This window comes from Rhodoplanes elegans (assembly GCF_016653355.1).
Lineage (GTDB): Bacteria > Pseudomonadota > Alphaproteobacteria > Rhizobiales > Xanthobacteraceae > Rhodoplanes > Rhodoplanes elegans.
Genome location: NZ_NHSK01000128.1, coordinates 1 through 26,772, shown reverse-complemented (window position 1 = coordinate 26,772; position 26,772 = coordinate 1). Strand labels below are relative to the sequence as shown.

Annotated in this window: 28 protein-coding genes and 1 riboswitch; of the genes, 7 read left to right on the top strand and 21 right to left on the bottom strand. The window is 71.3% G+C overall.

Translation table 11 applies throughout. The annotated features are described in order from the left end of the window. Nucleotides 1-344: Hpt domain-containing protein (locus CCR97_RS16550; protein WP_201159667.1), on the top strand; the 344-nt coding region annotated here is incomplete at its 5' end. Nucleotides 345-387: 43 nt separating this feature from the next. On the opposite strand, the gene CCR97_RS16545 is transcribed toward CCR97_RS16550, so the two are convergent. Both CCR97_RS16545 and CCR97_RS16540 read right to left on the bottom strand, forming a co-directional pair. Continuing rightward, on the bottom strand, nt 388-717 hold the full coding sequence (locus tag CCR97_RS16545) for a hypothetical protein (protein WP_201159666.1): 330 nt from the start codon (nt 715-717) through the stop codon (nt 388-390). A gap of 124 nt (nt 718-841) precedes the next feature. Continuing rightward, nucleotides 842-1,960 carry an ATP-dependent DNA helicase gene (locus CCR97_RS16540; RefSeq protein ID WP_111360176.1) on the bottom strand — a complete coding sequence of 373 codons (1,119 nt, stop codon included), beginning with the start codon at nt 1,958-1,960 and terminating at the stop codon, nt 842-844. A gap of 132 nt (nt 1,961-2,092) precedes the next feature. On the opposite strand from CCR97_RS16540, the gene CCR97_RS16535 reads away from it, so the two are divergent. Beyond that, nucleotides 2,093-3,865 carry a sensor domain-containing diguanylate cyclase gene (locus tag CCR97_RS16535; protein ID WP_244670492.1) on the top strand — a complete coding sequence of 591 codons (1,773 nt, stop codon included), beginning with the start codon at nt 2,093-2,095 and terminating at the stop codon, nt 3,863-3,865. Here CCR97_RS16535 and CCR97_RS16530 read toward each other — a convergent pair. Next, nucleotides 3,855-4,601: a hypothetical protein gene (locus CCR97_RS16530; RefSeq protein ID WP_111359320.1), complete on the bottom strand. Its 747-nt coding sequence runs from the start codon at nt 4,599-4,601 to the stop codon at nt 3,855-3,857. The genes CCR97_RS16535 and CCR97_RS16530 overlap by 11 nt on opposite strands. A gap of 250 nt (nt 4,602-4,851) precedes the next feature. Here CCR97_RS16530 and CCR97_RS16525 point away from each other — a divergent pair, with 250 nt between their 5' ends. Together CCR97_RS16525 and CCR97_RS16520 are read left to right on the top strand one after the other, a co-directional pair. Further along, nucleotides 4,852-5,568, top strand: coding sequence for a hypothetical protein (locus tag CCR97_RS16525; RefSeq protein ID WP_111359319.1), 717 nt, complete (start codon nt 4,852-4,854; stop codon nt 5,566-5,568). A 94-nt stretch (nt 5,569-5,662) separates the two neighbouring features. Further along, on the top strand, nt 5,663-6,058 hold the full coding sequence (locus tag CCR97_RS16520) for a VOC family protein (RefSeq protein WP_111359318.1): 396 nt from the start codon (nt 5,663-5,665) through the stop codon (nt 6,056-6,058). Between the two features lie 17 nt (nt 6,059-6,075). Here CCR97_RS16520 and CCR97_RS16515 read toward each other — a convergent pair whose 3' ends face one another. Both CCR97_RS16515 and CCR97_RS16510 read right to left on the bottom strand, forming a co-directional pair. Next, nucleotides 6,076-6,552, bottom strand: a complete 477-nt coding sequence (locus tag CCR97_RS16515; protein WP_111359317.1) for a hypothetical protein — start codon at nt 6,550-6,552, stop codon at nt 6,076-6,078. A 31-nt stretch (nt 6,553-6,583) separates the two neighbouring features. Then, on the bottom strand, nt 6,584-7,180 hold the full coding sequence (locus CCR97_RS16510) for a hypothetical protein (protein ID WP_146618873.1): 597 nt from the start codon (nt 7,178-7,180) through the stop codon (nt 6,584-6,586). 251 nt (nt 7,181-7,431) lie between these two features. Here CCR97_RS16510 and CCR97_RS16505 point away from each other — a divergent pair, with 251 nt between their 5' ends. Both CCR97_RS16505 and CCR97_RS16500 read left to right on the top strand, forming a co-directional pair. After that, nucleotides 7,432-7,650, top strand: coding sequence for a DUF1328 family protein (locus CCR97_RS16505; protein ID WP_111359315.1), 219 nt, complete (start codon nt 7,432-7,434; stop codon nt 7,648-7,650). A 43-nt stretch (nt 7,651-7,693) separates the two neighbouring features. Then, nucleotides 7,694-8,689, top strand: a complete 996-nt coding sequence (locus CCR97_RS16500; RefSeq protein WP_111359314.1) for an NAD(P)/FAD-dependent oxidoreductase — start codon at nt 7,694-7,696, stop codon at nt 8,687-8,689. A gap of 22 nt (nt 8,690-8,711) precedes the next feature. Here the strand turns inward: CCR97_RS16500 and CCR97_RS16495 are convergent, their stop codons facing one another. From CCR97_RS16495 to CCR97_RS16450, 10 genes are all read right to left on the bottom strand, one after another. Further along, entirely contained in the window at nt 8,712-9,248 is a 537-nt protein-coding gene (locus CCR97_RS16495; RefSeq protein WP_111359313.1) for a carboxymuconolactone decarboxylase family protein, read from the bottom strand. An 8-nt stretch (nt 9,249-9,256) separates the two neighbouring features. Beyond that, nucleotides 9,257-10,984, bottom strand: a complete 1,728-nt coding sequence (locus CCR97_RS16490) for a thiamine pyrophosphate-binding protein (RefSeq protein WP_201159665.1) — start codon at nt 10,982-10,984, stop codon at nt 9,257-9,259. A gap of 83 nt (nt 10,985-11,067) precedes the next feature. After that, nucleotides 11,068-11,658: an NAD(P)H-dependent oxidoreductase gene (locus CCR97_RS16485; RefSeq protein WP_111356184.1), complete on the bottom strand. Its 591-nt coding sequence runs from the start codon at nt 11,656-11,658 to the stop codon at nt 11,068-11,070. A 22-nt stretch (nt 11,659-11,680) separates the two neighbouring features. Next, the gene (locus tag CCR97_RS16480) at nt 11,681-12,418 is read right to left on the bottom strand and encodes a phosphatase PAP2 family protein (protein WP_245428753.1); all 738 of its coding nucleotides are present in this window, start codon (nt 12,416-12,418) and stop codon (nt 11,681-11,683) included. 76 nt (nt 12,419-12,494) lie between these two features. Further along, nucleotides 12,495-12,737 (bottom strand): hypothetical protein, encoded by a 243-nt coding sequence (locus CCR97_RS16475; RefSeq protein ID WP_111356186.1) that lies wholly within the window; start codon nt 12,735-12,737, stop codon nt 12,495-12,497. A gap of 90 nt (nt 12,738-12,827) precedes the next feature. Beyond that, nucleotides 12,828-13,361, bottom strand: a complete 534-nt coding sequence (locus CCR97_RS16470; protein ID WP_111356187.1) for an NUDIX hydrolase — start codon at nt 13,359-13,361, stop codon at nt 12,828-12,830. A 100-nt stretch (nt 13,362-13,461) separates the two neighbouring features. Continuing rightward, nucleotides 13,462-14,001 (bottom strand): CvpA family protein, encoded by a 540-nt coding sequence (locus CCR97_RS16465; protein ID WP_111356188.1) that lies wholly within the window; start codon nt 13,999-14,001, stop codon nt 13,462-13,464. Between the two features lie 134 nt (nt 14,002-14,135). Further along, on the bottom strand, nt 14,136-14,561 hold the full coding sequence (locus tag CCR97_RS16460; RefSeq protein ID WP_111356189.1) for a hypothetical protein: 426 nt from the start codon (nt 14,559-14,561) through the stop codon (nt 14,136-14,138). A gap of 26 nt (nt 14,562-14,587) precedes the next feature. Continuing rightward, nucleotides 14,588-14,926 (bottom strand): hypothetical protein, encoded by a 339-nt coding sequence (locus tag CCR97_RS16455; protein WP_111356190.1) that lies wholly within the window; start codon nt 14,924-14,926, stop codon nt 14,588-14,590. A 125-nt stretch (nt 14,927-15,051) separates the two neighbouring features. After that, on the bottom strand, nt 15,052-15,396 hold the full coding sequence (locus CCR97_RS16450; protein ID WP_111356191.1) for a hypothetical protein: 345 nt from the start codon (nt 15,394-15,396) through the stop codon (nt 15,052-15,054). Nucleotides 15,397-15,769: 373 nt separating this feature from the next. On the opposite strand from CCR97_RS16450, the gene CCR97_RS16445 reads away from it, so the two are divergent. Beyond that, the gene (locus CCR97_RS16445) at nt 15,770-16,216 is read left to right on the top strand and encodes a hypothetical protein (RefSeq protein ID WP_111356192.1); all 447 of its coding nucleotides are present in this window, start codon (nt 15,770-15,772) and stop codon (nt 16,214-16,216) included. Here the strand turns inward: CCR97_RS16445 and CCR97_RS16440 are convergent. From CCR97_RS16440 to tsaA, 6 genes are all read right to left on the bottom strand, one after another. Next, nucleotides 16,188-16,595 carry a DoxX family protein gene (locus CCR97_RS16440; RefSeq protein WP_244670494.1) on the bottom strand — a complete coding sequence of 136 codons (408 nt, stop codon included), beginning with the start codon at nt 16,593-16,595 and terminating at the stop codon, nt 16,188-16,190. The two genes, CCR97_RS16445 and CCR97_RS16440, sit on opposite strands and share 29 nt — an antisense overlap. A gap of 309 nt (nt 16,596-16,904) precedes the next feature. Then, nucleotides 16,905-18,818: a phosphomethylpyrimidine synthase ThiC gene (gene thiC / locus CCR97_RS16435; RefSeq protein WP_111356194.1), complete on the bottom strand. Its 1,914-nt coding sequence runs from the start codon at nt 18,816-18,818 to the stop codon at nt 16,905-16,907. Nucleotides 18,819-18,862: 44 nt separating this feature from the next. Beyond that, nucleotides 18,863-19,041, bottom strand: a riboswitch (TPP riboswitch). Between the two features lie 28 nt (nt 19,042-19,069). Continuing rightward, a complete protein-coding gene (locus CCR97_RS16430; RefSeq protein ID WP_170145724.1) occupies nt 19,070-21,787 on the bottom strand; it encodes a bifunctional diguanylate cyclase/phosphodiesterase in 2,718 nt (905 codons plus the stop codon). A gap of 263 nt (nt 21,788-22,050) precedes the next feature. Beyond that, complete coding sequence (locus CCR97_RS16425; protein WP_244670493.1) at nt 22,051-24,750, bottom strand: bifunctional diguanylate cyclase/phosphodiesterase; 2,700 nt, start codon at nt 24,748-24,750, stop codon at nt 22,051-22,053. Between the two features lie 319 nt (nt 24,751-25,069). Next, the gene (locus CCR97_RS16420; protein ID WP_111356201.1) at nt 25,070-25,771 is read right to left on the bottom strand and encodes a L,D-transpeptidase; all 702 of its coding nucleotides are present in this window, start codon (nt 25,769-25,771) and stop codon (nt 25,070-25,072) included. A 472-nt stretch (nt 25,772-26,243) separates the two neighbouring features. After that, nucleotides 26,244-26,771 (bottom strand): tRNA (N6-threonylcarbamoyladenosine(37)-N6)-methyltransferase TrmO, encoded by a 528-nt coding sequence (tsaA, locus tag CCR97_RS16415; protein WP_201159663.1) that lies wholly within the window; start codon nt 26,769-26,771, stop codon nt 26,244-26,246. Between the last annotated feature and the right edge of the window lies 1 nt (nt 26,772).

Sequence of the window (26,772 nt, the reverse complement as noted above, 5' to 3'; positions counted from 1 at the left end):
TGCACGATGCGGCGGTCGCCGCCGAGCTGCGCGCCGAGATCGGCGACGACGGCTTCGCCGAGACGCTCGCCTGCTTCCTCGCCGACTCGCGTCGCCGGCTCGACGTCCTGCGCGCGCTCGCCGTGACGCCCGAGCGCAAGATGCTCGGCATCGAGGCGCACACGCTCAAGGGTGCGGCGAACGCGCTCGGCTTCCGCCGGCTCGCCGAGATCGCGCTGGCGCTGGAGGGGGAGGCGGCGGCGATCACGCCGGCGCGGGCGAGGGAGCTGACCGCGACGCTCGACCGCGCCTTCGCCGAGGCCGACTCGGTCGGCCGCGCGCTGACGGCCGGGCATGCCGCCTGACGGTCTCACGCCACGTGATGCGATGCGCCGTGTCGACGGCGGGTCAGCGCGTCGACGACGAGGGGCCGCCCGGCTTGGGGTTCACGCCTTCGACCGTCTCGGGTTGAGCCGTCGGCGAGCCCGGCGTCGGCGCGTGATTGGACGTGCCGGTGAACGAGCCGCCGGTGCCGCCGGTCCAGCCGGTCGATCCCTCGTTGCCGGGCGCCGTGCCCGACGACGGGCCGGTCTTCGGATCGTTGGCCGGCGTGTCGGGCTTCTCGACGCCGCCCTGTGGGGTCGTGGTCTGCGCGGCAGCGGTGGCGAGGCTGCCGATCAGCAGCGGTGCGGCGACGATGGACGACAGGGCGAGGACCAGCGCGGCTTTCGTCGACACACGGTGGCTCGGCGCGGAGCAGGGCAGGGGCATGGCGCGTCTCCCGGAACGGGCGCCCGGACGGGCGCCCGCACCCCAATGCCGCAGCTCGATGCGAGGTTCCTGAGTCGACTCCCGGCCGGTGTCACACCACCACGGTGAGGCGTTTCGCGGCCCGGGTGATGCCGGTGTAGAGCCACCGCTCGCGCGTCTCCTGGAACGCGAAGCTCTCGTCGAACAGCACGACGTCGTCCCACTGCGAGCCCTGCGCCTTGTGGACGGTGAGCACGTAGCCGTAGTCGAACTCGTCGTAGACCTTGCGCTGCGCCCAGTCGATCTCCTCGATATTGCCGAGGAAGCACTCGGAGCGGGCCGTCACCTTGACGAGCTTGCTGCGGGCCGACAGCTCCTCGTCGGGCGCGATCCGCATGGTGACGAGCGCCTTCGAGCGGCCGGTGGCGCGCTCCTTGACGGTCCACAGGCCGCCGTTGAACAGCGCCTTGCGGCGGTTGTTGCGCAGGCAGACGAGCTTGTCGCCGGCGACCGGCAGCGGGTCCTCGAGGCCGCGGCGCTGGCGCAGGCGGCCGTTGTAGGCGCGCCGCGTGGCGTTGCGGCCGACCAGCACCTGGTCGGCGTCGAGCACGCGAGCCGGGTCGAGCTCGCTCTTGCGCACCACCTGGCTGACGCCGTAGTCGCCGGGCGCGAGGCGGGCGCCCTCGCGCACCTGCATCGACAGCCGCACGATCGGATCGTCCTGCGCCTGGCGATGCACCTCGGTCAGCATCGCATCGGGCTCGTGCTCGGTGAAGAAGCCGCCGCCCTGGATCGGCGGCAGCTGCGCCGGGTCGCCGAGCACCAGGATCGGCACGCCGAACGACATCAGGTCGCGGCCGAGCTCGGCGTCGACCATCGAGCACTCGTCGACGATGATCAGCTTGGCCTTGGAGGCGGGCGCCTCGTCCCACAGCGTGAAGCTCGGCTGCTCGGTCTCGGTGTCGATCGGCTTGTAGATCAGGCTGTGCAGCGTCGAGGCGCCGTGGCAGCCTTTCGAGCGCATCACCTGCGCGGCCTTGCCCGTGAAGGCGGCGAACTTCACCTCGCCGTCGACCCCCTCGGCGATGTGGCGGGCGAGCGTCGTCTTGCCGGTGCCGGCGAAGCCGAACAGGCGGAAGACCGGCGGCGTGCCGCGCGTGCCCGGCGCGTCGTCGAGCCAGCGCGCGACGGCGGCGAGCGCCTTGTTCTGATGGGGCGTGAAGACCGGCATGGCGGGGCTTCTAGCACGGCGGGCGTAGAAGCGTTAATCAGTCGGTGGAAGGTTTGCGGTACAGACGATTCGACCGGTTTTATCGCTTGGCGAGAGTTTCGAATCGCCGGCGGGACGGTGGGGACGGTGCCGATGCCGAGGGACTTTTGGGCGCCCCTGCGCGCGCTCCGTGCGCGCGTGATGGCGAGCCTCCAGACGCGCGTGCTGCTGCTCACCGTCGCGGTCTTCGTCGCGGTCTCCCTGCCGGCCTACGTGGCCTTCGAGTGGATCGTCCGCGGCACCGTGGTGAAGCTCGGCACGCTGTTCGCCGAGAAGCAGGTGCTGTTCGACCGCTACCGCGGCCTCGAGGCGCTGATGCGCGAGGTGTCGCTCGCCGAGACGCTGACGCGGTCGCCCGTCGTGCTCGCCTGGGCGGCCGACGAGACCGATCCCGGCAAGGCCGCGGTCGCGCTCGCCGAGCTCGAGCGCTATCGCCAGTCGTTCCAGGACCACAGCTGGTTCTTCGTCGTCCACGCCTCCGGCAACTACTACTTCAACGACCAGGATGGCGCCTTCGCGGGCCGCGAGTTCCGCTACACGGTGCGGTCCGACAACCCGCGCGACGGCTGGTACTTCACCACGGTCGCGGACGGGCCGGGCTGCCGCCTCAACGTCGACCGCGACGACAACCTCGCCGTCACCAAGGTGTGGATCAACTGCGTCGTCGCCGATGCCGGCACGGGCCGCGTGCTCGGCGTGCTCGGCACCGGCGTCGACCTCACCGCCTTCATCCGCGAGGTGGTCGCCATCCCGCAGGTCGGGGTGCTGAGCATGTTCGTCGACCGCGCCGGCGCCATCCAGGCGCATCGCGATCCGGGCATGGTCGACTTCCACAGCCTGACCAAGGACACCAAGGCGAAGAAGACGATCTTCGCCCAGGTCGACGGCGACGACGATCGCGCCGCGCTTTCGGCCATGATGGAGCGGCTCGTCGCCGGCCGGAACACGGTCGAGTCGCGCTTCATTCGCCTGGGAGGCAAGGACTATCTGGTCGGTGTCGGCTGGCTCGACCGGGTCGGCTGGTTCAACGTGACGCTGATGGACGTCGACGCGATCATCGACCGCGAGCTGTTCGCGCCGATCGCGGCTTTGCTGGCGCTGATCGCCGGCGCGGCCGTGGCGCTGATGATGCTGTTCTTCCGCCGCGTCGTGCTCGACCGGCTCGATCGTCTGGAGGCCGGGATCAACCGCATGGAGGCGGGCGACTTCGCCGCGGAGCCCGACCCGCGCCCCGACGAGATCGGCCGGCTGTCTCGCGCGTTCGCCCGCATGGCCCGCAAGGTCGGCGAGCACACGGCGACGCTGGAGACGACGGTCGCCGAGCGCACCGCGCAGCTGCGCCGGCTCGCCGAGCGCGACCCGCTCACCGGCATCTACAATCGGCGCGGCGTGATCGCCGCGGTCGAGGAGCGCCGCGCCCCGGGCGCCCGCGACGGCGACCCGCTCGGTCTCCTGCTGATCGACTTCGACCTGTTCAAGACCATCAACGATCTGCACGGCCACAACGCCGGCGACCGCGTGCTGGCGGAGGCGGCGCGGCGACTCGAGACGGTGTTGCGGGCCGGCGACGTCTACGGCCGCTGGGGCGGCGACGAGTTCATCGTGGTGGCGGGCGAGGCCTCCGAGACGGCGCTGCGCCGGCTCGGCGAGCGGCTGATCGCGGCGATCGCCGGCACGCCGGTCGCCTTCGAGGGCGGGGCGGAGGCGCGCGTCTCGATCAGCATCGGGGCGTGCCGGATCGCCGCCGGCGAGCCGCTCGACGCCGCGCTCGCCCGCGCCGACGCCGCCCTCTACGCCGCCAAGCGGGCCGGCCGCGACACCGTGGTGGTGCACGATCCGCGCGGCGACGTGCCGCTCAGCGCGTGAGATCGACCTCGCCGCGGCGGCGCTGCGAGCGGCCGCGCGCCTCGTCGGCGCACTTCTCGACATGGACGTCGCGGTTGATCACCTGCAGGTTGGGCAGGCCCCAATAGGCGAGCAGGTCGGGCCACGGCGTGTCGCGGCGGTCGCGCCAGACCTCGAACAGCGGCACCTTGTGATCGATCTCGGCGGTCCGCCACAGGCGCTTGCCGCGCGCCGCGCAGCGCCGCTGCTGCAGTTTGCGCAAGAGCACGACATGCTCGGTCGGCGCCGTCCACAGCTGCCAGGCGACCACGCAGGCGGCGTGCCACTCGGCGTTCCGGTTGGGACCGCGCTCCCACAGGTCGACATGCCAGCCGAACCGGTAGACCGGCTGGCCGCAGACGCAGCAGCGTCCGCCGCCGGGCGCGAAGTCGGGCTCCCGATAGGGCGCCGGCGGGGTGCGGAAGCTCGCCGGCAGGCCGCGCGCCCGGTCGGGCCGCCTGGTGCCGGTCTCGGCGATCCGCCACGTCCAGCCGTCCGGCGCGCCGCTCTTCGCGGCGAGCGCGCGGGCGAGCCGGTCGGCGCGCAGCGGATGCGCCCGCCAGTAGCCGTCGATCGCCATGCGGGGCAGCGGCGGGATCAGCGGCCGGGCCAGCGCCCGGTCGAGCACCGGCACCGGAAAGATCTCGGGCAGCGCCTTGTTCAGGCGCGCGAGAGCGCTCCGGTTGCGCTCCTCGCGCCAGGCCGATGCCGCCCCCATTCCGAAAACCTCCCCCTGACCCTCGCGCCGAATCGTAGCCGCCGACCGTAAACGATTCGCCGCCCCTGCCGCTCTGCGGCGCGGCACGCCAAAAAAGCGGTCGGCAGGGTTTGCCGGCACGGCAGATCATGCCCGAGGCGGGCGCGGCGCCGAATCGCGAAAACCCCTGGCGCATCGGGGTTTCCGCGACGTCACGACGAGGCACGCCGCTTGCTCATCACGCACCGGAATCAATGGTCGTGAGAGTGCCATGGTCGCGTCCGTCTCGTCGTCCTCGTCCTACCCGTATCCCACCAGCTCCTCCCGCAGCCGCACCGCGGCGGTCGATCCGGCGGAGCGATTCGAGGCCGCCGTCGAAGCCGATGCGGCGTCGGCGACGTCCACGGTCGCCCGAAGCTCCGCCGCCTCCACCCGCTCGGCGGTGACCCCGGAGTCGCCCGCCGTCGTGACGTCGCGGGCCGACGGCACGGTCGCCTATCGGATCGATCCGAGCCGGGTGCATCGGCTGGCGCCGCCGACCCGCGAGGGCGTCGCGACGCTCGCCGCGGACGTGGCGGACCGCCTCGATGCCGCCTTCGAGAAGGCCGGCCTGCCGACCACGCCGCCCGTCTCGATCGCGGTCGACGAGACCGGCGTCCATGTCTCGGGCGAGCGCGACGACCTCGCCGCCGTGGAGGATCTGCTGGCGTCCGACGTCGACCTGCGCCGCAGCATCAAGATCGCCCATTCGATCACGGCCCAGGCCTACGCGCTCGAGCACACCCGCCCCGAGGACTCGTACCGCAACGCCGGCAATCCGCTCGCCGCCATCGACAGCTTCATCAAGATGATGGAGGCGCAGCGCGCCGTCGCGATGCAGCTCGTCTACGACGGCGGCGCCGTGTCGGTGACGGCGAACGGGACCGCCTGGCCGCCCGTGTCGGAGCCTGCCGCGGGCTCCGAACCGTCCTCCGCCCAGGCTGCCTGAGCCGCCCGTTCTGCTCCCCTCGAACGTGACGCCACGGCGCGGCCGCCGTAATGTGGCGGCCCGACTCGTCCCCCGTTTTCCCTCGGAGCACCCCATGGCCGCCATCGTGTTCGACCACGTCCACCTGCGCACCTTCGATCCCGAGGCGATGGCGCAGTGGTTCGAGCGCGTGCTCGGCGCCGAGGTGCTGCGCAGCGTCGAGCAGGGCAAGCCGCGCATCGACCTGAAGCTCGGCGGCATGAAGATCTTCGTCGCGCCCGTCACGGACGGCGACGGCGTCGCCCCGCCGCCGGCGCTGCCGTGCCGCGGCCTCGATCATTTCGGCCTGTTCGTCGAGGGCCTCGACACCGTCGCGGCCGAGCTGAAGCAGAAGGGCGTCGTCTTCACCAAGGAGCCGCACTCGCCGCGCCCCGGCATCCGGCTCTGCTTCATCCAGGGGCCCGAGAACATCTCGATCGAGCTCTTGGAGCGCAGCCCGGTCCAGGCCTGACCGCCCGGTCGCGGCGGTCAGAAGACCATGTCGCCGGCCGCGAGGCGCTTGCGCACGGCGTCGTCGAACGCGACCGCCGTGCCGCTTCCCGGCTCGATCAGCACGACCGAGTCGGCCGGGGCGAGACACGCCATCGCCCGGGCGACGAAGCGTTTGGCGTCGTCCGCGCCGGCCCAGGTGTGGACGAGCTCGACCGACATCGCGCTCGTCTGGGCGCAGGCGAGCTGCCGCAGCGCCGGATCCGGGATGCGGCCGGGCAGCTTCGACAGGTCCGCATAGGGGAAGGGCAGGCTGTGGATCATGAAGAAGCCGGAGGCCCCCGGCACCAGTGACTTGACGATCGCGTCCATGTGGAGCTGCGGCCCCTCGGTGACGAAGCTGCCGTCGTCGCCGGTGCTGAGGAAGTGGCGCGGATAGATCGTCTTGAACTCGGCCCGGACGCTCTCGGCCGAGAGTGGCGTGTGGGACTTCGAGAGCGCGACCAGCATCACCATCGCACGGCCCGCTTCCCGGCACTGGACCGCATCACACGGGTCCCGATCGGCGGTCGTGGGTCGCGGCTTTCCGCTTGGCGGGTTCGGCCAGCGGACAGGCGGCGAGCACCGGGGCGACCGCCGTCGAGGCGCCGACGACGCGGAACTCGGCGACCGTGCGTCCGGCGAACAGCGAGGCGGTCCGCACGATCAGCAGGCTGCCGCGGGACACGTCCTCGATGAACTTCGCTACGGTCGCCGGATCGTCGATCACCACGGTGCGGTGGTCCTGCAGGAAGGTCGCCTCGACCTCGTCGCCGGGGCGGTCGTCGACCCGGTAGGCGAAGGTCGAGTTCCGATCCGCACCGACTCGCAGGTCGAAGGAGAACCGTACCACCGGGCGCGCCTCGAAACAGGTGACCTGAAGCTGCACGTCGCGAATGTCGACTGTCTTGTTGTTGGTCGCCGTGGAGATGACCGTGGCGCTCGGGGCGGGCTTGCCGGTGATGCGGTCGATGCGATGCTCGATGCGCCAGCTGCCGGCGGATTCGCTCGGCCGGTCCTGCACGAAGGAGCGGTCCTGCACGATGCAGCCGGCCGCTGCGCTGGCCAGCAGTGCCGCCAGCAATGGTGTGAGTCTGCTCTTCACGGGGCGCTCCTGGCTCGGCGCCGACCCATAGCTCTTTGGTACTATATTCGGGCCCTGCAATCAATTGGTGTATCATCTTACGTGGCAGCAATACTCAATTGGTGTATCATTTTAAGTTGCAGCAATACGACGAGTCACTCACCACTTCGGGTATTAGGTAATCGTACGCGCGCCGCCGTGGACCGGAGCATCCCATGGCCGGAACCGGGTGCCACCCTGGCTCGTTCATGCCGAGTCGGAGGAGGTCCTCGATGCTGAAATACGCCATCCTGTTGCTGGTCGTGTCCCTGATCGCCGGGGCGATCGGGCTCACCAACGTGTCGCGGATCGCCAAGCGCGTGTCGCTGGTGCTGTTCGGGCTGTTCTTTCTCGGCTTCCTGGCGCTGCTCGGCTTCGCCTATCTGCTCGGCGAGGCGTTCGAGGCCGGCCGCGCCGCCGCGCCTCTGGCCGCGGTCGTGCTGACCGCCTGACCGGCTTGCGTCGGGGTCCGGCCTCGTCGTATCGCTGCCGGCCATGCGCGAGATCGAGACCATCGTGGTCGGCGGCGGGCCGGCCGGCAGCACCTGCGCCCGTCGCCTGCGTCAGCACGGCCGCGACGTCGTCGTGCTCGACAAGGCGACGTTCCCCCGCCTCAAGCTGTGCGCCGGCTGGATCACCGAGAAGGTGCTGCGCGACCTCGAGATCGCGCCCGGCGACTATCCCCACCCGATGCTGCCGCTCGACATCCGCTCGCATCTGCGCGGGCTGCCGTTCGGCCTGCGCTGGTTCCCGACTCCGGGCAAGAACTTCTCCATCCGCCGCGTCGAGTTCGACGCCTGGCTGCTCGCCCGCTCCGGCGCCGAGGTGATCAGGCACGACGTGCGGTCGATCCGACGCGACGGCGATCGCTGGATCGTCGACGACGCCTATGCGTGCCGCTGGCTGATCGGCGCCGGCGGGACGATGTGCCCGGTGCGGCGCGCCGTGTTTCCCAACCAGCGGCCGAAGTCGCGCCAGATCGTCACGCTGGAGAAGGAGTTCTCCTATCCGGCCCGCGAGGACGCCTGCCGGCTCTACTTCAAGCGCGGCCTCGTCGGCTACGCCTGGGTGGTGCCGAAGGGCGACGGCCACGTGAACATCGGGCTCGGCGCCAAGGCGAAGTATCTGCGCAAGAGCGGCACCGATATCCACGCCCACTTCCGCGCCTTCGTCGACGATCTCGTCGCCGAGGGCCGGCTCGACGCGGCGACGGCGGCGGGCCTGAACGAGACCGGCCACCCGTATTATCTGTTCACCCGCGACGGCGCCGTGCGGGCCGACCACTGCCTGCTGATCGGCGACTCGGCCGGGCTCGCCACCATGGATCTGGGCGAGGGGATCGGCCCGGCGGTCGAGAGCGGCCTGATGGCGGCCGACGAGATTCTCGGGCGCGGCACCTGGGACAAGGCGAAGGTGACGCTGTTCTCGCTCGCCGGCGTGGCGCAACGCCTGATGCGGGTCGCCAACCGGCGGCACCTGCCGGCGGCGTGATCAGGTGGCATGACGCTCGTGATCAGCTCTGCGGCGGCACGCCGATCCCAAAACCCTGATTGATCGCCGCGAACATCTGATAGAAGCCGGACAGCACGACGAGTTCGACCAGCCCCTCGCGGCCGAACCGCTCCACCACGCGTGCCTGCACGTCGTCCGGCACCTCCTGCCAGGCGAGCGTGCGGCTCAGCACCGCGTGCAGGAGATCGTAGGGCTCGGGCAAGGCGCTCGCGTCTCCGGCGCCGACCGCGGTGATCACCAACTCCGGCAGGCCGGCGGCGCGGGCATGCGCGACATGGTCCTGCCACTCGAAGGCGGCGCCCGTCGCCTTGGCGACCGACAGCACGATGAACTGATAGGCTTGGCGCGGCAGCACCCCCTCGAACTTCAGGAAGAAGCCGAGCGCCTCGATCCGGCGCGCCAGCTCCGGATGATTCAGCAGCGCCGTGTAGGGGCCGCCGAAATGCTCACCCTGCGCGTTCCGGCGCGCCGCCATCTCGTCGTAGAGCGCCTTCGCGGCGGGCGGCAGCGCCGCCGGATCCATGATCAGCACGGTCATCGCATTCCTCACTCGTGATAGGACCAGGCCGCGACGCCGGCGGCGAAGTCGTAGACCGGCGTCGGGCAGGCCTTGTCGGTCTTGACGTCGACGACCGCCGTGGTGCCGCAGGCGAGCGCCTCCGCGAAAATCTCGTCGAGCCGCGCCGGATCGGCGACCGTGAAGCCGCGGGCGCCGAGGGCGCGGGCGAAGCCGGCCCAGTCGTGATCGGGCAGCGAGGTCAGCGCCGCCGGCACCGGGCCTTCGGTGTGGGCGCGCAGCCAGACATTGCCGAGCGCGGCGTTGTTGAGCACGACGTAGACGATCGGCAGCCGATGGCGCGCCGCCGTCTGCACCTCGATGCCGTGCATGTGCATGCAGCCGTCGCCGGTGACGACCGCGACCCGGCGGTCGGGCCGGGCGCACTGGACACCGACCGCGGCCGGGATCGCCCAGCCCATCGGCCCGAGATTGGTCGCCGACACGTAGGTGCCGGGCGTGTGGGTCGTCCAGTGGTGGCCCATGAAGGCGCGGTGGGCGCCGGAGTCGACCAGCACGATCCCGTCGCGCGGAAAGGCGCGCCGCAGCGCCGTCACGGCGGTCGCCGGATGGATCGGCGCGCCGGGGCGCGCGCAGGTGTCGGTGTCGTAGAGGCGCGGGCCGGCCTTGATGGTGTCGAGCCACGACCGCCGGGCGGCGCGGCCGGCGTCGGCCGCGGCGCCGCCGTCGAGACGCGCCGCCATCAGCGTCAGGAAGGCGCGGGCGCTGCCCGGCACCGCGTGCGTCGCCTCGCAGTGGGCCGTGAGCTCGTCCATGTCGGTGTTGACGTGGATGGCGGCGGCCTTGGTGCGGGCGCGCAGCGTCCAGTGCATGGTGTCGCGCTCGTTGAGCCCGGAGCCGAGCACGAGCAGCAGGTCGAGGTTTTCCGCGAACACGGCCGCGGTGGCGTGCCTTGTGCCGGCATAGCCGAACACGCCGAGCGACAGCGGATGGTCCTCCGGAAAAGCGTCCTTGGCGCGCAGCGTGGTGGCGACCGGGATCGCCCAGCGCTCGGCGATCGCCTTCAGCAGTGCCGCCGAGGCCGTGTCGGCGACGCCGGCACCGGCCAGGATGACGACGCGGGGCGCCCGATCGCCGGTCAGCGCCGACGTCAACGTGGCGAGCGCCGCCTCGGCCTGCGGCAGGCTGAGCGGGGCGACGTCGGCGAAGAAGGGCGACACCGGCGCGTAGGCGGCGTCGACGTCGCCGGTCAGCACGTCGCGCGACAGCGACAGATGCACGGGCCCGCGCGGCCGCGCCAGCATGGTGGTGAGGCCGTGGCGCAGCCAGTGGTTCAGGCCCGCCGCGTCCGTGACGGTCGCCGACAGGCGGGTCAGCGGCCGCATCAGCGCGGTGTCGTCGAGGGTTGCCTGGCTGGCGTCCTGGAAGGCGCCGAGCCCCTCCATGACGCGGGCGACCTCGCCGCTGAGCACCAGCACGGGCGACGAGTCGGTCCGCGCCGCCGCGACCGCGGTCGCCATGTTGGCGAGGCCGGGCCCGCCGATGCCGACGACGGCGCCGAACCGGCCGCTCGCCCGGGCGTAGCCGTCCGCCATGTAGGCGGCGCCACCCTCGTGGGCGGCGACGATCGGGGTGAGCGCGGTCTGCCGGCCGATCGCCGGCAGCAGCGGATCGATCAGCCCGCCCGGCACCATGAACAGATGGTCGAGCCCCTCGGCGGCGAGCGCCGCCAGGATGAAATCCGTCCCCTTCGCCATGCCGGGTCTCCTGCTGACGGACCGGATCCCCCCGGCCGCGTGATCTCGGGTCGGTTCGGCGGCGCGTGTCGCGCGGCGCGCGTCTACCAGGCGCGCAGCTTCGCGGCGATTCGCGCTGCGAAGGCATCGGCGCGCGCCTGGTCGGGGCGCTCGGCACCGTACAGCGACATCATCTCGAACCGGCAACTCGGCGCGCAGCCGCCCAGGATCGCGGTCTTCAGCACGCGCCGCACCGGGCGACGCATCACCATCAGGTCGACCCACCAGGGTGAGCCGAGCGTCGTCACCGCGAGCATGTGGCGGAGGCCGCCGAGATGCGGTCGGATCGGCCCGTAGTTCGGCGTGTGCACGAAGGCGACGCCGGGCGCCCAGACGCGGTCGAACCAGCCCTTGAGCACGGCCGGAAAGCCGAACCACCAGGTCGGGAACACCAGCACCAGGGCCTCGGCGGCGACGAGCGCCTCGATCTCGGCCGCGACCGCGCTGCGGTCGTAGGCGCTCGTGTAGAAGCTTGTCCGCTCGGCTTCAGTGAGCGTGGGCGGGAAGGCCGGCCGGTAGAGATCCCGCACCGTGACGGCATGGCCCTGCGCGGTCAGCGTCTCGACCGCCGTGCGGGCGAAGGCCGCGCACAGGCTCGTCTCCAGCGGATGGGCGACGACGACGAGGCAGTTCACGACTTCGTCCCCTCCGGCTCCGTCACTCCGCGGTCGGCTCGTCCGGTCGCTCGATGCGGCCGCGCCGCTGCAGCCACAGGCCGATCTGCCAGCACAGCATCGCCCAGGCGGCCCCGAGACACCAGCCGGCCAGCACGTCGCTCGGCCAGTGGACGCCGAGATAGACGCGGCTCGCGCCGATCGCGAGCGTCAGCGCGATCGCCGTGCCGATCACATAGGCCCTCACGCGGCGGCGCCGGCCGATCCGCGCCAGCAGCACGCCGAGCGTCAGGAACACGACCGCCGAGGCGGTCGCGTGACCGCTCGGGAACGAGTAGGTCGAGACATCGACCATGTGGGCGACGAGATCCGGCCGCGGCCGCGCGATGACGAGCTTGATGCCGTCGATCAGCAGCGCGCCGCCGGCGACCGAGACGAGCACGAACAGCGCCGCGGCGCGCTTGCCGTCGATCACCAGATAGCCGAGCACCAGCACGGTCAGCAGGGTGAGCACCGTGACGCTGCCGAGCGCGGTGAGGTCGCGGATCGCCTTCTCGAGCCAGGCCGGGCCGACCGGGTCGGCGAGGTCGGCCGGATTGCGGAGGAACTTGAGGATCGCCTCGTCGAAGGCGTGGTTGTGACCCTCCACCACCTCCTCGGCGATCTCGACGAAGCCGAACAGCGCCGCCGCGACCAGGAACAGGGTCAACAGCGGCGCGAGCTCGGACCACGCACGCGGCCGCAGCGCGTGCGCCGCGCGCGGCATCAGACGTTGCAGCACGGTTCCTCCAACGTGGTGGCGCCGGCCGCAGGATCGCGCCGACGGTGTGAGAGCTCCGGCGCCGCGGCCCGCCCGATCAGATCAGGCAGCGGCCGGCGCGCCACAGCCGGGACTTCGCCCGGGACGCCGCCCAGAAGCTCGGCAGCGGCCCGGTGAGGACCCGGTAGTCGTAGGGGAACGGTCGCGTCGGCAGGCTGTAGTTCCACACCTGGCAGATGCCGGTCGACCAGCGGATCACCCGATAGGCGGCGTGCGCCGGCTCGGCCATCACGAGCCCGGCGAGCAGCGTCGCAGCGAGGAGAGTCACGGTGCGGGTCATCGCGTCCTCCTGGGATGTGAACGGCACGAGTGTACCGCGGTTCCGGCGGTGGCGGAATGCCGCAAGACCGCGGGGCGCGGCGCTCTTCTCTCACGGCGAGGTGAGGCCGCGCCACAGGCGCAGCAAGAGCCCGGTGTCGCGCGCCAGCGGCGTCGCGGCGGCGGTCTCGATCGGTTGCGGCGTCACCGGCTCGGCCGCCGGGGCGAGCGGGGTCGGGGCGTCGGCGAGGCCGCGGCCGGCGAGCCCGTCGAGGAATGCCTGCTCCCACGGCAGCGCCAGGACGGCGACGGCGTCGTCGATCGGCAGCCAGTCGACCGCCCGTACGTCACGCATCAGCGGCCGCTGCGGCGCGTCGAGTGGCACCATGCGCCAGAACTGCGCGACCTTCACGCTGCCGCGGTTCGGATAGGAGATCACGCCGAGAAACTCGTGCACGGCGACGTCGTGCCCGGTCTCCTCGATCACCTCGCGCCGGGCGCCGTCGATCGGCGCCTCGCCGGAATCGAGCTTGCCCTTGGGCAGCACCCAGACGCGGTCCTTGCGACGCTGGACCACGGCGACCAGCGGGGTCGCTCCGGGGCGGACGACGATGCCGCCCGCCGCCACGATGTGTCTGCGTGCCATGCCGTGCCGCCTGATCCGCCGTGTCGAGAACGCGGCACCATAGCCGAAAATGGGGCGATGCCGCGGCGACCGCGCAACCGGGGCGGGGGAGGGGCGGCGGTCAGATCCGGTACTCGCGCTTGAGCTTGTCGATCAGGGCCTCGATCTCGGGCGGCAGCGTCTTCAGCCCGGCGGCGCCGGCCTGCGACAGCACCGGGCGCAGGCGCGACTGGGTGAAGGCCTGCGGCTGCAGATGGACCGGCACGATGCGCTCGAACACCAGCACCAGCAGCACGGCGACGAGGCCGATGCGCCCGGCCCCGAGCGTCGCCCCGGCGAGCCGGTCCGGCAGCGACACGACCGGAGCCACGAAGGCCGCGACGGCGCTGCGCAGCAGGCGCGACAGCACCATGCCGCCGGCCGCCAGCACGCCGAAGAACACGGCCGCCTGCGGCAGCTCGGCGCCGGCCTGGCTCGCCGCCATCGCCATCACGGGCGGCGTCGCATACATGGCGACGGGCGCGGCCGCGACCCAGCCCAGGATGGTCGCGAGGCTGCGCAGGAGCCCGGTCACGAACCCCATCAGGGCGGCGAGCAGCGCCAGCACGGCGACGATCGCATCGAAGGCGTTGACGGAGGACGGGTCGAACGGGGCGGTCACGGGCGGTCTCGCGCGGCGGTCTCTTCGGAGGACGGTGCCGCACTGTATAGCCCGGCCGGCGCCGGCGCGCCGGACGATCCGGCAACACGGTTGACGGGTCGGTTCCGGCCGTCGTCGCGGTCACGCCGGATCGGTCATGCCGGACCGGCGGGCGGACGGCGCAGCAGCGCCCAGTGGATCAGCACCGACAAGCCGGCCGGCAGGAGGACGACGCTGTCGACGAACAGCGCGAGGCCGAGCATCAGATTGCGCCCGAACGGCGTGTGCTCACCCCAGATCGCGTAGCCGAGCAGCGCGCCGCCGATCGCGAGCAGCCCGGTCATGAGCAGCACGGCGGTCGTGCCGACGACCCGCGGGCTCCACCGCCACCACGTCGCCGCGGCGAAGACGATCGCGACGACGACGACGGCGGTCGCGAGCATCGCCACGGCGGCGAGCGGATCGGCGATGTCGAGCGCCGTGACGGCGCCGAGCTGCAGCGGCCCGATCACGCCGAGCGCCGCGGCGAGGCCGATCGCGACGCGGGTGGGCGCCCGCGTCGCGCTCCAGGCCGTGGCCATCGTCCTCCGCTCCGCGACGCTGCCGGTCAGGCGGTCTCCAGCGGACCGTGATCGTCGCAATGGTCGCCGTGCGGATGGTGGAGGCGGCCGTCGACCAGATAGTCGACATGGTTGCCGTGCGGCACCGCCTCGTGGCCGCAGCCGGGGCCGTGGACGTGGCCGCACGTCACCTGCGGCGTGCAGTGGTCCGGATTGGTGTCGCTCACCGCGATCACGTGCTCGTCGACATGGTCGCCGTGCATGTGGTGGAGATGGCCGTCGTGCAGATAGTCGACATGGCCGTCGTGCTTGACGGCGGTGTGGCCGCAACCCTCGCCGTGCCGGTGCGGATGGTTCTCGTGGTGCGTCTCGGTGCAGGTCGTCATCGGGGCCTCCGCGGCTCGACCGCCGACGCGCGCCGACCGGATCGGGTCGGGCGCGAGGCGGTGTCTCGCAGCAGGATGGTAGTCGCCGGAGCCGCATCGCGACAACCACCCGAACGGATGGGGCCTCAGCGGCGCGGCTCGGGAAACGGGCCGTAGCCGCGGGTGCCGTCGATCACCGGCACGAACACCCAGTCGAGCCGGTCGAGCCGATCCTGCAGGCCGCGGCCCGGAAAGTGGCGCATCCGATAGCCGTTCACCGGCAGCAGGTGGTGGACGAGGTGCATCAGGATGGCGCGATGGACGTGCGACGCCTGGCGGCGCACCGCGGTGCTGCGCCGCCGCGCCGGCTGCGCGGCGATCACGGTCATCAGGGCGAGCAGCTCGTCGAACAGCGCCGCGTCGAAGCGATACCGATCGTGCAGGGCGTGCATGAACGTGCCCTCCGCCGCGACCGCGTTGGCGGCCAGCACCGCCAGGGCGCGGGGCAGGGACTCGGGATGGGACTCGCGCGTGCGGGCGCGACCTGGCGGTCGAGGCGACTTGGTCGCCGACTTGGAATGCGACTTGGTCGGCGAATTGGAAGCCGACCCTGGACGGCGCTTCGGAGGAGACTTCGGCATCGTTCCCGGTACGGTGTGGTGATGGTCGGAACCCGTGTCGCTTGGTGCCGCCGTCGCCGCCGACGGTTCAGCCGCCCCGTGCCGCGGCGGCGCGCGCTCGCGAGGGTCTACGGTCCGGCGGCCGGCGACGCGTCCCTCACCGCGGTGCCGCCGCAGTCGTGGCGAAGAGTCCGGCCGGCTGATTCGGAAATCGGGCGACAGCGCCCAGGGGGAGAGAACCTTCATGTCGATCGCTTCGCGAGTCCGGGCCGCGTCCGTCGCCGCCGCCGTGGTCGCCGCCGGGGTGCTGGCCGCCGGCTCGGCCGCGCAGGCCGACAGCGGCACCGTGTCGCTCACCATCTACAAGGGCGGCTGGGTGATCGGCGGCTCCGGCGGCAGCGGCACGCTGACCTTCCAGGGCAAGAAGTACCGGCTGTCGATCGGTGGCCTCTCGGCCGGCCTCGTCTTCGGCGCTTCGAAAGCGAACCTCTACGGCCGGGTGAGCAACATCTCGCGGCCCTCCGACGTCGCCGGCGTCTACGGCGCGGCGGGGGCGGGCGGCGCGCTCGGCCCCGGCGCCCAGGCGATCGTGCTGCGCAACCAGAAGGGCGCCGTCCTCGAGCTCCAGGGCCGGCAGGTCGGCCTGATCGCCAACCTCGACCTCAGCGGCATGGCGCTGTCGCTGAAGTAGGGATCGGCCGCCGGCGGAGTGGCCAGTCGATCACGTCCCCGCCGAACAGCGCAGCCCACACGAGAACCGGCTGAAACGCGAGCCGGGGGCCGTGGTACCACCACGAATCCGGAATGGGCGGGATCGAAACGCCGTCGACTGCGTGCTTGATGTTGGCGGGAAACACGCCGATCGCATAGAGCGCGAGCATCACCCCGGCGAGCTTGCGAAGCCTCGTGCCGAACAGCGCGAGAGCGCCGGCGATTTCGCAGGCGCCAGTCGCCAGGATGATCTCGCGCGGGAACGGGACCCAGCCCGGCGTGATCAGCATGAACGGCTCCGGCCGCGTCAGATGTGCGAGACCCGCGATGAGGTAACCGGCAGCGAGGACGAGCCGCAGCACGAATCGCACACGCCGACCCGGCGCGTGGGGCTCGGCGGAGAGGGTCGGGAGCGGCGTCACATCGGCTGACATCGCAGGTCAACGTGCGAGGGCCGCGCCCGGTTGCCTCGAAGAAGACCCCGCCGTCGATCGTCATTCGGCGATAGCGTGACATCGCCGCCGCCTTCTCGTCCGAGCCCGCGTGGGCACGCCGCTTTCGCGGCTTTGCCCACCCTACGTTTGGCTGTTCGTGCCGCTTTTCGGCATGGGCAAGGCGGGCCTGCGGCCCGCCTTTGCCACTCTGCGTGAAGTCGAGGCGGCCTCGCCTCACAGCGCCTTGTTGCTGTCCTTCACGGCGTCGGCCTCGACATAGACCTTACCGCCCATCTTCAGGAACTTGTCCGACATCTGCTTCATGCCGGCGGCGGCGTCGGCCTGGGCCGTGTCGACCGGGTAGAGCGCCGCCTTCTCGTTGTCGCCGAGCCCGGCCGCGTAGTCGCGGACGTCCTGGGTGATCTTCATCGAGCAGAACTTCGGCCCGCACATCGAGCAGAAATGCGCGACCTTGTGGGCCTCCTTGGGCAGCGTCTCGTCGTGGAAGCTGCGCGCCGTGTCGGGATCGAGGCCGAGATTGAACTGGTCCTCCCAGCGGAACTCGAACCGCGCGCGCGAGAGCGCGTCGTCGCGGATCTGCGCGGCCGGGTGACCCTTGGCGAGGTCGGCGGCATGCGCCGCGATCTTGTAGGTGATCACGCCGGTCTTCACGTCGTCGCGGTCGGGCAGTCCCAGATGCTCCTTCGGCGTCACGTAGCAGAGCATGGCGCAGCCGAACCAGCCGATCATCGCGGCGCCGATGCCCGACGTGATGTGGTCGTAGCCCGGCGCGATGTCGGTCGTCAGCGGGCCGAGCGTGTAGAACGGCGCCTCGCCGCACTCTTTCAGCTGCTTGTCCATGTTGATCTTGATCTTGTGCATCGGCACGTGGCCGGGGCCTTCGATCATGACCTGGCAGCCCTTCGCCCAGGCGATCTTGGTCAACTCGCCGAGCGTCTCCAGCTCGGCGAACTGGGCGCGGTCGTTGGCATCGGCGATCGAGCCGGGCCGCAGGCCGTCGCCGAGCGAGAACGACACGTCGTAGCGCCGTATGATCTCGCAGATCTCCTCGAACCGCTCGTAGAGGAACGACTCGCGGTGATGCGCGAGGCACCACTTCGCCATGATGGATCCACCGCGGGACACGATGCCGGTGACGCGGCTGGCGGTGAGCGGCACATAGGCGAGCCGCACGCCGGCGTGGATGGTGAAGTAGTCGACGCCCTGCTCGCACTGCTCGATCAGCGTGTCCTTGTAGACCTCCCAGTCGAGCTTGACCGGGTCGCCGTCGACCTTCTCGAGCGCCTGATAGATCGGCACGGTGCCGATCGGCACCGGCGAATTGCGGATGATCCACTCGCGCGTGTTGTGGATGTTGCGGCCGGTGGAGAGATCCATCACGGTGTCGGCGCCCCAGCGGATCGCCCACACCATCTTGTCGATCTCCTCCTCGACCGACGAGGTCACGGCGGAGTTGCCGATGTTCGCGTTGATCTTGGTGAGGAAGTTGCGGCCGATGATCATCGGCTCGAGCTCGGCGTGATTGACGTTGGCCGGGATGATCGCGCGGCCGCGGGCGATCTCGTCGCGCACGAACTCGGGCGTCACGAAGGCCGGCACCGAGGCGCCGAAGCTCTCGCCGTCGGCGAGCGCGCTCTCGGCGCGGTCGAGCATCTGCTTGCGCCCGAGATTCTCGCGCTCGGCGACGTAGATCATCTCCTTGGTGATCACGCCGGCCTTGGCCCACTCGTACTGGGTGACGGGCTTGCCCTCTAGCGCGCGGAGCGGCGCATGCACGGTCGGGAAGGCGCGGGCCAGATGGGCGCCCGTGACGTTGCCGTTGTCGACCGGCTTGATCGGGCGGCCCTGATAGGTCTCGGTGCCGCCGCGTTCGGTCACCCAGGCGGTGCGAGGACGCGGCAGGCCCTTCTCGACGTCGATGCTCGCGGTCGGATCCGTGTAGGGGCCGGAGGCGTCGTAGACCGGCACGGGCGGCTCGCCGGCGGCGTCGGTCAGCACGATCTCGCGCAGCGGCACCTTCAGGTCCGGCGCGGCGTCGGGCGCCGTGTAGGCCTTGCGCGAGCCGGCGATCGGCCCGGTCGTGACGGTCGGGACGGTGAGCGCGTCTTTGGGGGTGTGCTTGTTCATTCGGAGCCTCCCGTGAATGGGTGTCCCGGAAACAGCATGCGTCGGTATGGGAATGGTCCCTGTCCCTTCGCCGGCATGACCCGGATCAGGTTCAAAGGGTTTCCGTGGTGCCTGGCGGCCCACCGGTACCGGAGCGATCGAGCGGGATCGGGCTTCGGAGGAACGGCGGAGCTGCGCGGCCGACGGTGTCTCAGCTCCTTCCGGAGCACCCCTCGGAACGAAATCTCAATGTACGGGAGATCGGGGACCTGTCAATGCGACGGTCCGACGACACGCCGGCCCGGCATCGGACCACCGGCGCGGCCATCGGCGCTTCGGCGCTTCGGCGCCGTAGCGGTGGGCGGCGAGATACGCGGGGCGGCGAGCGGCTGGTCGAGGACGAGGGCGCTCGCGGCCCCCGGCCGTCCGAACAGCCAGCCCTGCGCCTCGCGGCAACCGGCGGCGCGCAGGAGTTCGAGCTGTTCGACGGTCTCGACGCCCTCCGCCGTGGTGCCCATGTCCAGCGCCTTGGCGAGGTTCACGACCGTGCAGACGATCGCGGCGCAGTCGGAGCGGGTCGGCAGGTCGGCGACGAACGACTTGTCGATCTTGATCTTGCTGAACGGGAAGAGCTGCAGGTAGCTGAGCGACGAGTAGCCGGTGCCGAAGTCGTCGAGCACGATGTGGACGCCGAGCGCGGCGAGGTCGTGCAGCACGGCGAGGCCGCCGTGGTCCTTCTGCAGCAGCACCGACTCGGTGATCTCGAGCTCGAGCCGGGCCGCCGGCAGGCCGCTGCGGGCGAGGGCGTCGCGCACCACCTCGACCAGGTTGCCGGAGCGGAACTGCACGGCCGACAGGTTGACGGCGAGGCGCACGTCGTCGGGCCAGTCCGCGGCGATGCGGCAGGCGGTGTCGAGGATCCACTCGCCGAGCGGGATGATCAGGCCGATCTCCTCGGCGACGGGGATGAACTTGTCGGGCGGGATCAGGCCGTGGTCGGGATGGCGCCAGCGCACCAGCGCCTCGACGGCGCAAGCCCGGCAGGTGGCGATGTCGACGATCGGCTGGAAGTGGATCTCGAACTCCTTGCGCACCAGCGCCTCGCGCAGCTCGAACTCGAACTCGCGCTGGAGCTGTGCGTCGGCGTCCATGGCCGGCTCGAAGAAGCGGTAGCAGCCGCGGCCGTCGCTCTTGGCGCGGTAGAGCGCGAGGTCGGCGTTGCGCAGGATCTGGCTCGGCTCGGTGCCGTCCTCGGGCGCGATGGCGACGCCGATCGAGATGCCGATGACGATCCGCTTGCCCTCGATCTCGTAGGGCGCGCGCAGGTCGTCGAGCAGCCGCTCGGCCCGCGCGCCCGTCTCGCCGCGCGGGTCGTCGTGACAGTGCTGGATGATGGCGAACTCGTCGCCGCCGATGCGGCCGAGCGTGTCGTCCGACGCGGCGGTGCGGCGCAGGCGCTCGGCGACCGCCTCGAGCAGCGCGTCGCCGCCCGAATGGCCGAGCGAGTCGTTGACCGACTTGAACAGGTCGATGTCGAAAATCAGCACCGCGAAACCCTTGCCGGTGCGGCCGAGGCGGGCGATCGCCTCGTCCATCCGCTCGCGGAACAGGAGGCGGTTGGCGAGGTCGGTCAGCGCGTCGTGACGCGCCATGTGGGCGATCCGCTGCTCGGCCTGGGTGCGCTCGGTGATGTCCTCGTGCACCGAGATCCAGCCGCCGTCGCCGGTCGGGTCGTTGAGCACGGCGATGACGCGTCCGTCGCCGAGCCGGGTCATCACATGGGTGGCGGTGTCGCGCGAGATCGCCCCGGTCAGCTCGGCCAGGTAGGATTCCGGGTCGGCGCACACCGTGCCGGCCTCGGTGCGCAGCCGCAGCAGCTCGCGCAGCGAGGTGCCCGGGCGCACCGCCGCGGCCCCGAGCCCGTACATCTGCCGGTAGCGGGCGTTGTGCAGGATCAGCCGGGCGTCGCGGTCGAACATGCACAGGCCGTAGGACATGTTGTTGAGCGCGGCGTCGAGCTGGCTGGTCGTCTGCTCCAGCCGGCGCGACTTGCGCACAAGGCCGCTGAGCAGCGCGGCGCAGCACAGGAAGGCGAGAAGGCTGCCGACCCCGATCCACAGCGCGCGATGCTCCCAGGTGGCGAGCGCGGCGCTCTCGGTGATGGCGACGTTGACGAAGAGCGGATGCCCCGGCACCGGGCGGACGGCGACGAGGCGCGTCTCGCGGGTCTGCGCGTCGCGGGTCACGTAGAAGCCGCCGCCGCGCGCCGCCGCCGCGAACCAGCTCAGGTCGGCGATCGGCACGCCGGTCGGCTCGACCTCGGCGGGAAAGCGGGCCAGCACGGTGCCGTCGTCGCGCAGCAGTGCGAAGGAGCGGGCGGCGAGCGGCGCGATCGAATCGTAGACGTTGCGGAAATAGTCGATCGGCACGCCCATGCCGACGAAGCCGGTGAAGGTGCCGTCGGGCGCCGTCAGGCGGCGGGTGAACAGGACGATATGGGTGCTGCTGACCCGGCTGTGGAACGGCGCGCTCACCCGCAGCCCGTCGGCGGTCGCGCCGAGGAGATCCTTGTGAAAGGGGCGGCCGCGGAAGTTGAGCGGTCGCACCGGCCAATCGAGCGACCAGTTGACCAGCTCGCCCGTCGCGTCGGCGATCACGATGGCGGTCGCCTGCGGCAGGCCGCCGAGGCGCTCGCGCAGATCGTCGTGGACGTGAGCGGTGCCGAGCATGTCGCGCACCTGGTCGCCTGTCAGCCGATGGCGGGCGAGGTCGATCAGCGCCGCGTCGATCGGCTGGACGACGCGGTTGATCTGGTCGGCCAGCACGGTCGCCAGATTGGCCGAATCCTCGTTCGAAGACGCGATGGCGTCGGACCGCAGCTGCCAGACGGCCACCCCGATCGCCAGGACCGAGGCGGCGATCACGGACCCGGTGACGGCGATGAGGGTGCCGAAGGAGGTCCAGTGTCGATGGGGCGAGGCGGACGACATGAGTGGTTGAGGCACCTCGGTGGGACTGACGTCGTGACCTGTCCGTCGCCGAGCCGGATCGGCCCGGACCGCGGTGCCGGCGGTCCGCCGGCCGTTAGACCTGGGGCGGGTGGCTCGGCCGTGCGGATGTCCGTGTACCATGCGGCCGCTACCAGTCGGTTAATCCGGGCCTCCAAGTCGATGCAACGGCGTCCGATTCCGCCGCGACGGGACCGCCTCGCGCCGGCGGTCCGCGCCGCCCGGACGCCGCGGTATCGTCCTGCTCACGCCGCGGCCGGGGCGCAGTCGGCGGCCGGCTCGAACGACAGGGCGGCGGCCGGGACGGGCCGTCCGAACAGCCAGCCCTGGGCCTCTCGGCAGCCGGCGACGCGCAGGAGGGCGACCTGGTCCCAGGTCTCGACGCCCTCCGCCGTCGTGCCCATCGCGAGCGCCCTGGCGAGCGTCGTGACGCTGGAGACGATGGCGGCGCAATCGGCCCGTGTCGTCAGCTCGGCCACGAAGGTGCGGTCGATCTTGATCTTGCTGAACGGGAAGAGCTGCAGGTAGCTCAGCGACGAGTAGCCGGTGCCGAAGTCGTCCAGCACGACGTGGACGCCGAGCGCGGCGAGCCCGTGCAGCACCGCGAGGCTGTCGTGGTCCTTCTGCAGGAGGACCGACTCGGTGATCTCGAGCTCGAGCCGGCCGGCCGGAAGTCCGGTGTCGGCGAGCGCCCGACGGACGACCTCGACCAGGTCGCCGGCGACGACCTGCTTGGCCGAGAGATTGACGGCGAGGCGGATGTCGGACGGCCAGTCCGCGGCAGCCCGGCAGGCGGTGGCGAGGATCCACTCGCCGAGCGGAATGATGAGGCCGATCTCCTCGGCGACGGGGATGAACTTGTCGGGCGGGATCAGGCCGTGCTCGGGATGGCGCCAGCGCACCAGCGCCTCGACGGCGCAGGGGCGGCAGGTCGCGAGATCGACGATCGGCTGGTAGTGCAGCTCGAACTCCCGCCGCGGCAGCGCCTCGCGCAGCTGCAGCTCGAAGGCGCGTTGCAGCCGCACGTCGGTGTCCATCTCGGGCGAGAAGAAGCGATAGCAGCCGCGGCCGTCCTTCTTGGCGCGGTAGAGGGCGAGGTCGGCATTGCGCAGGATGCCGCTGAGCGTGCGGCCGTCCTGCGGCGCGAGCGCGATGCCGATCGAGATGCCGATGACGATCCGCTTGCCGTCGATCTCGTAGGGGGCGCGGATGCGGTCGAGCAGTCGCTCGGCGAGCGCCGCCGCGGCGGCGCGCGGCGGGCCGTCGACGAGCTGGATCACGGCGAACTCGTCGCCGCCGATGCGGCCGATCGTGTCGGCCGGTCCGATGCAGGAGCGCACCCGCTCGGCCACGGCCTCGAGCAGCGCGTCGCCGCCCGAATGCCCGAGCGAGTCGTTGACCGACTTGAACAGGTCGATGTCGAACACGAAGGTCGCGAACGCCGCGTCCTCGCGGTCGAGCCGGGCGAGCGCCTGTTCCATGCGATCGCGGAACAGCAGGCGGTTGGGCAGGTCGGTGAGCGGATCGTGATGGGCTAGGTGGGCGATCCGGCGATCGGCGAGCGTGCGCTCGGTGATGTCCTCGTGGACCGTGACGAAGCCCCCGTCGCCGACCGGGCTGACCGTCAGGGCGATGATGCGCGCGTCCGGCAGCTCGACGATGAAGCGGCCCGACTGTCCCGCCGCGATGGTGCTGCGGATGCCGGCGACGCGCGCCACGGGGTCGCCCTGGAAGGTGCCGGCGGCGATCCGGCGCGCGAACAGCTCGACGATCGGCGTGCCGGGCCGGGCGTCGTCGGCCGTGAGCCTGTAGATCTGACGATACGGCGTGTTGCACACGACGAGCCGGTCGTCGCGGTCGTACATGCTCAGCCCGAGCGTCATGTTGTTGACGGCGGCGTCGAGCCGGCCGGCGACCTCGGCGAGCTCGCGCGACTTGTCGGCGAGCCGCGCCTCGCGCTCGCGCAGCGACGCCTTCGATGCCAGGAGGCTGTCGAACTGCCCCTTCAGCGCCCACAGGAGCCCGAGCGCGCAGACGAAGGCGAGCAGCGCGCCTGCGCCGATCCGCACCGCGTGGCGGCGCCATTCGGCGAGCGCGGCGCTCTCCAGGATGGCGCTGCTCACCACCAGCGGGGTGTCCGGGATCCGGTGGACCGCGACGATCCGCCGATCCTCGCCGTCGGGGCCGACGAGCACCCGGTAGGTCCCGCCACCGCGGCTCGCCACCTCGTGCCACGGTCCACCGGCGGGCATGCCGGGGCCGGCGAGGCCCGTCACCGTGCTGCGATTCGCGAGCATCACACCGTCGTCGCGCGTCACCAGGAAGGACTGCCCGGGCAGCGCCTCGAAGGCCTCGTAGAGACGGTCGATCGTCGCCGCGGGGATTCCGACCACGACGGTGCCGACCTGGGTGCCGAGGATGCCGGCGATGCGCCGGCCGAAATAGATCATCGCCTCGCCGGCGACGTGCGAATGAACCGGCGGGCTCACGAGCAGGCCATAGCCGCCGGACCGGTCGGGACGCCCGAGATGCTCCTCGACGATCGCCGGCAGCTCGGCGCGAGCCTGCTCCGGCACCGCCTGGAGCACGTGCCCGTCGGTCGCGACGATCGCCAGCACGGCGGGCTCGTCGCGCCGACGGCGGTCCTCTAGCAGCTGCCGATGTCGATCGCCGGAGAAGAACGCGTCGAACTCGGCTGGCGTGGCCAGCCCGAGCGAGGGCACGACGTCGCGCAGCTCGGTCAGCACCGCGTCACGCGGGCCGACGATCCGCACGAGCTGCTCGGCCACCACCAGCGCCGCATTGTTGCTCTCGCGCTCGGCGGCGCGGAGCGCGTCCTTGCGCAGATACTCGACCGTCACGCCGATCGCCAGCGCGGACAGGCCGATCACGAGCCCGGCGCAGGCAGCGAGCAGCAGGAAGGTGGTTCGCTTGGTCGAGAGCATGAGCAAGGAGCTGTCAGGTGCAGATCACCACGCGGCGACCGAAAAATAGAACACGAGGAAAATTGCCGGAGATGTAATCAGGATTAGGAGTTCGTGAGGTGATTAAGGCTTCGTTGATTATTAATCCGATCGGATGACGGTCTACGCCGACCGGCCGATGTCGTTATGACGAGGACCAGGCGCGCCGTCGCGCGGATCGGCGCGACATGACGCGCCGTGCCGGCGATCGCGACGAAAAAGCCGGTCCCGGGGGCATCCGGGACCGGCCAGTGGAGGCTTCGAGGCGAAAGCGTTGCAGGCGCGGGATGGGGTCGGCGCGTCAGCCCTGGCGATCGGCGGCGGTGTCGACGCGACGGTCGCGGCCGGGCAGCACGATGACGCGGGTGCCGACATGGACGCGGCCGTAGAGGTCCGTCACGTCCTCGTTGACCATGCGAATGCAGCCCGACGAGACGCGCTCGCCGATCGTCTCCGGCGCGTTGGTGCCGTGGATGCGGTAGATGGTGTCGCCGAGATAGAGGGCGCGGGCGCCGAGCGGGTTGTTGGGGCCGCCGGCGACGAAGCGCGGCAGATAGGGCTGCCGGCGCACCATCTCGGTCGGCGGCGTCCAGTCCGGCCACTCGGCCTTGCGGGTGATGCTCTGGGTGCCGGACCAGCGGAAGCCGTCGCGGCCGACGCCGATGCCGTAACGCACGGCGCGGCCGTTGCCGAGCACGAAGTACAGATAGGTGTTCGGGGTGTCGACGATGACGGTGCCGGCGGGCTCGCTGGTCTTGTAGTCGACGATCTGGCGGCGGAAGCGGGCCGACGGCGCGGCCGGCGTTTCTTCGCGCGGCAGCATGGTCTCGACGGCCCCCTGCAGCGGCGCCTCGGTGGCGGGCGCCAGCATCGGCGCGAACAGCGCGAACGGATTGGCCGACGCCGTGCCGGACATCGTCACGCCGATGACGGACACGCCGATGGCTGCCGCAGCGACGAGGATCCGAGGCCGAGCGAAGCGGGCCGGAACGAAGATTGTCATGATCACTCCCCGTGTTCCCCGCCTTTGTGTCGAAAACTCTCTTCGGGCGGTTCAACCGGGAGCTTCGAGTTTTAAATGCAATTTAAGACATTCCTGACCATTCGCCGACGGACCGTCCAGGCGCGCCGGTGCGGCCGGGCGACGGTGCGAGAAAGGCCGATTTTTCGGGGCTTTTTTCGTTTTCCTGGGCGGCGTGTCGGCGCCCGCCCCGCTGACGAATCGTCAACCACGTGACGCGATCACGGTCGATCGTATGTGAACCGGATCACGCAAGAGGGCGACGGGCGCGTGGCGCTCGCAGTTGCGCGGTCATCCCGGGGCGCGAGTTGAAGGCGCGCGAACCCGGGATCCATGCCCCCTGTGCCAGTGGCTCACGATGGACAGGGCGTATGGGTCCCGGGCTCGGCCTTCGGCCGCCCCGGGACGACGGAGTGAACGTGGAAGCGCCTCTCTTGTCGAATGTCGAGCGACGTTATTTGCTTTGCCCCGCGTGCCAGCCGACCACGGCGTCGCCGACCGCGTCCGTGGAGGCGAAGTAGGGCTTGATGTCGACGAGCGGCGTGCCGTCGAGGCAGTCGAGCCCGACCACCGACAGGCGGGTGCCGTCGATGCCGACGAGGCGCACCACGCTGGCGGCGATCGGGTTCGGGCGCACCGGCGAGCGCAGCGCGAAGGTGCCGCGCGATCCGGTGGAGTGACGGGGCGCCTGGACGACGAGGTCGCGCCGCGCCCGGTCCATCCAGTACAGCACCAGAAGATGCGTGCAGGTCTCCACCCCGGTGAGCGCGGCCGCCCAGCGCTCGTCCACCTCGATCGTGCACACCGCGTCCGAGCCCCGGGCGTTGCGCGGGCAGTCGGCCCGCCGCGTCCACGGCGTGCCGATGCGGCCGATGTAGAAGACGCCGGCGTCGTAGGCGTCCGGCAGCGGCACGGCGATCTCGCCGGGGCGGGCGTCGTCCTCCGCGTCGGCGCCGGAGGCCGGGTCGGGGAGCGGGGGCAGG

What these genes read in the sequence shown, in the direction of transcription:
- CCR97_RS16525 (WP_111359319.1), top strand. Translation starts at nt 4,852, where the DNA reads ATGGTCGCGTCCGTCTCGTCGTCCTCGTCCTACCCGTATCCCACCAGC.
- CCR97_RS16425 (WP_244670493.1), bottom strand. Translation starts at nt 24,750, where the DNA reads ATGCTCTCGACCAAGCGAACCACCTTCCTGCTGCTCGCTGCCTGCGCC.
- CCR97_RS16460 (WP_111356189.1), bottom strand. Translation starts at nt 14,561, where the DNA reads ATGGCCACGGCCTGGAGCGCGACGCGGGCGCCCACCCGCGTCGCGATC.
- CCR97_RS16455 (WP_111356190.1), bottom strand. Translation starts at nt 14,926, where the DNA reads ATGACGACCTGCACCGAGACGCACCACGAGAACCATCCGCACCGGCAC.
- CCR97_RS16505 (WP_111359315.1), top strand. Translation starts at nt 7,432, where the DNA reads ATGCTGAAATACGCCATCCTGTTGCTGGTCGTGTCCCTGATCGCCGGG.
- CCR97_RS16500 (WP_111359314.1), top strand. Translation starts at nt 7,694, where the DNA reads ATGCGCGAGATCGAGACCATCGTGGTCGGCGGCGGGCCGGCCGGCAGC.
- CCR97_RS16490 (WP_201159665.1), bottom strand. Translation starts at nt 10,984, where the DNA reads ATGGCGAAGGGGACGGATTTCATCCTGGCGGCGCTCGCCGCCGAGGGG.
- CCR97_RS16495 (WP_111359313.1), bottom strand. Translation starts at nt 9,248, where the DNA reads ATGACCGTGCTGATCATGGATCCGGCGGCGCTGCCGCCCGCCGCGAAG.
- CCR97_RS16535 (WP_244670492.1), top strand. Translation starts at nt 2,093, where the DNA reads ATGCCGAGGGACTTTTGGGCGCCCCTGCGCGCGCTCCGTGCGCGCGTG.
- CCR97_RS16420 (WP_111356201.1), bottom strand. Translation starts at nt 25,771, where the DNA reads ATGACAATCTTCGTTCCGGCCCGCTTCGCTCGGCCTCGGATCCTCGTC.
- CCR97_RS16515 (WP_111359317.1), bottom strand. Translation starts at nt 6,552, where the DNA reads ATGGTGATGCTGGTCGCGCTCTCGAAGTCCCACACGCCACTCTCGGCC.
- CCR97_RS16445 (WP_111356192.1), top strand. Translation starts at nt 15,770, where the DNA reads ATGTCGATCGCTTCGCGAGTCCGGGCCGCGTCCGTCGCCGCCGCCGTG.
- thiC (WP_111356194.1), bottom strand. Translation starts at nt 18,818, where the DNA reads ATGAACAAGCACACCCCCAAAGACGCGCTCACCGTCCCGACCGTCACG.
- CCR97_RS16470 (WP_111356187.1), bottom strand. Translation starts at nt 13,361, where the DNA reads ATGGCACGCAGACACATCGTGGCGGCGGGCGGCATCGTCGTCCGCCCC.
- CCR97_RS16540 (WP_111360176.1), bottom strand. Translation starts at nt 1,960, where the DNA reads ATGCCGGTCTTCACGCCCCATCAGAACAAGGCGCTCGCCGCCGTCGCG.
- CCR97_RS16520 (WP_111359318.1), top strand. Translation starts at nt 5,663, where the DNA reads ATGGCCGCCATCGTGTTCGACCACGTCCACCTGCGCACCTTCGATCCC.
- CCR97_RS16475 (WP_111356186.1), bottom strand. Translation starts at nt 12,737, where the DNA reads ATGACCCGCACCGTGACTCTCCTCGCTGCGACGCTGCTCGCCGGGCTC.
- CCR97_RS16530 (WP_111359320.1), bottom strand. Translation starts at nt 4,601, where the DNA reads ATGGGGGCGGCATCGGCCTGGCGCGAGGAGCGCAACCGGAGCGCTCTC.
- CCR97_RS16430 (WP_170145724.1), bottom strand. Translation starts at nt 21,787, where the DNA reads ATGTCGTCCGCCTCGCCCCATCGACACTGGACCTCCTTCGGCACCCTC.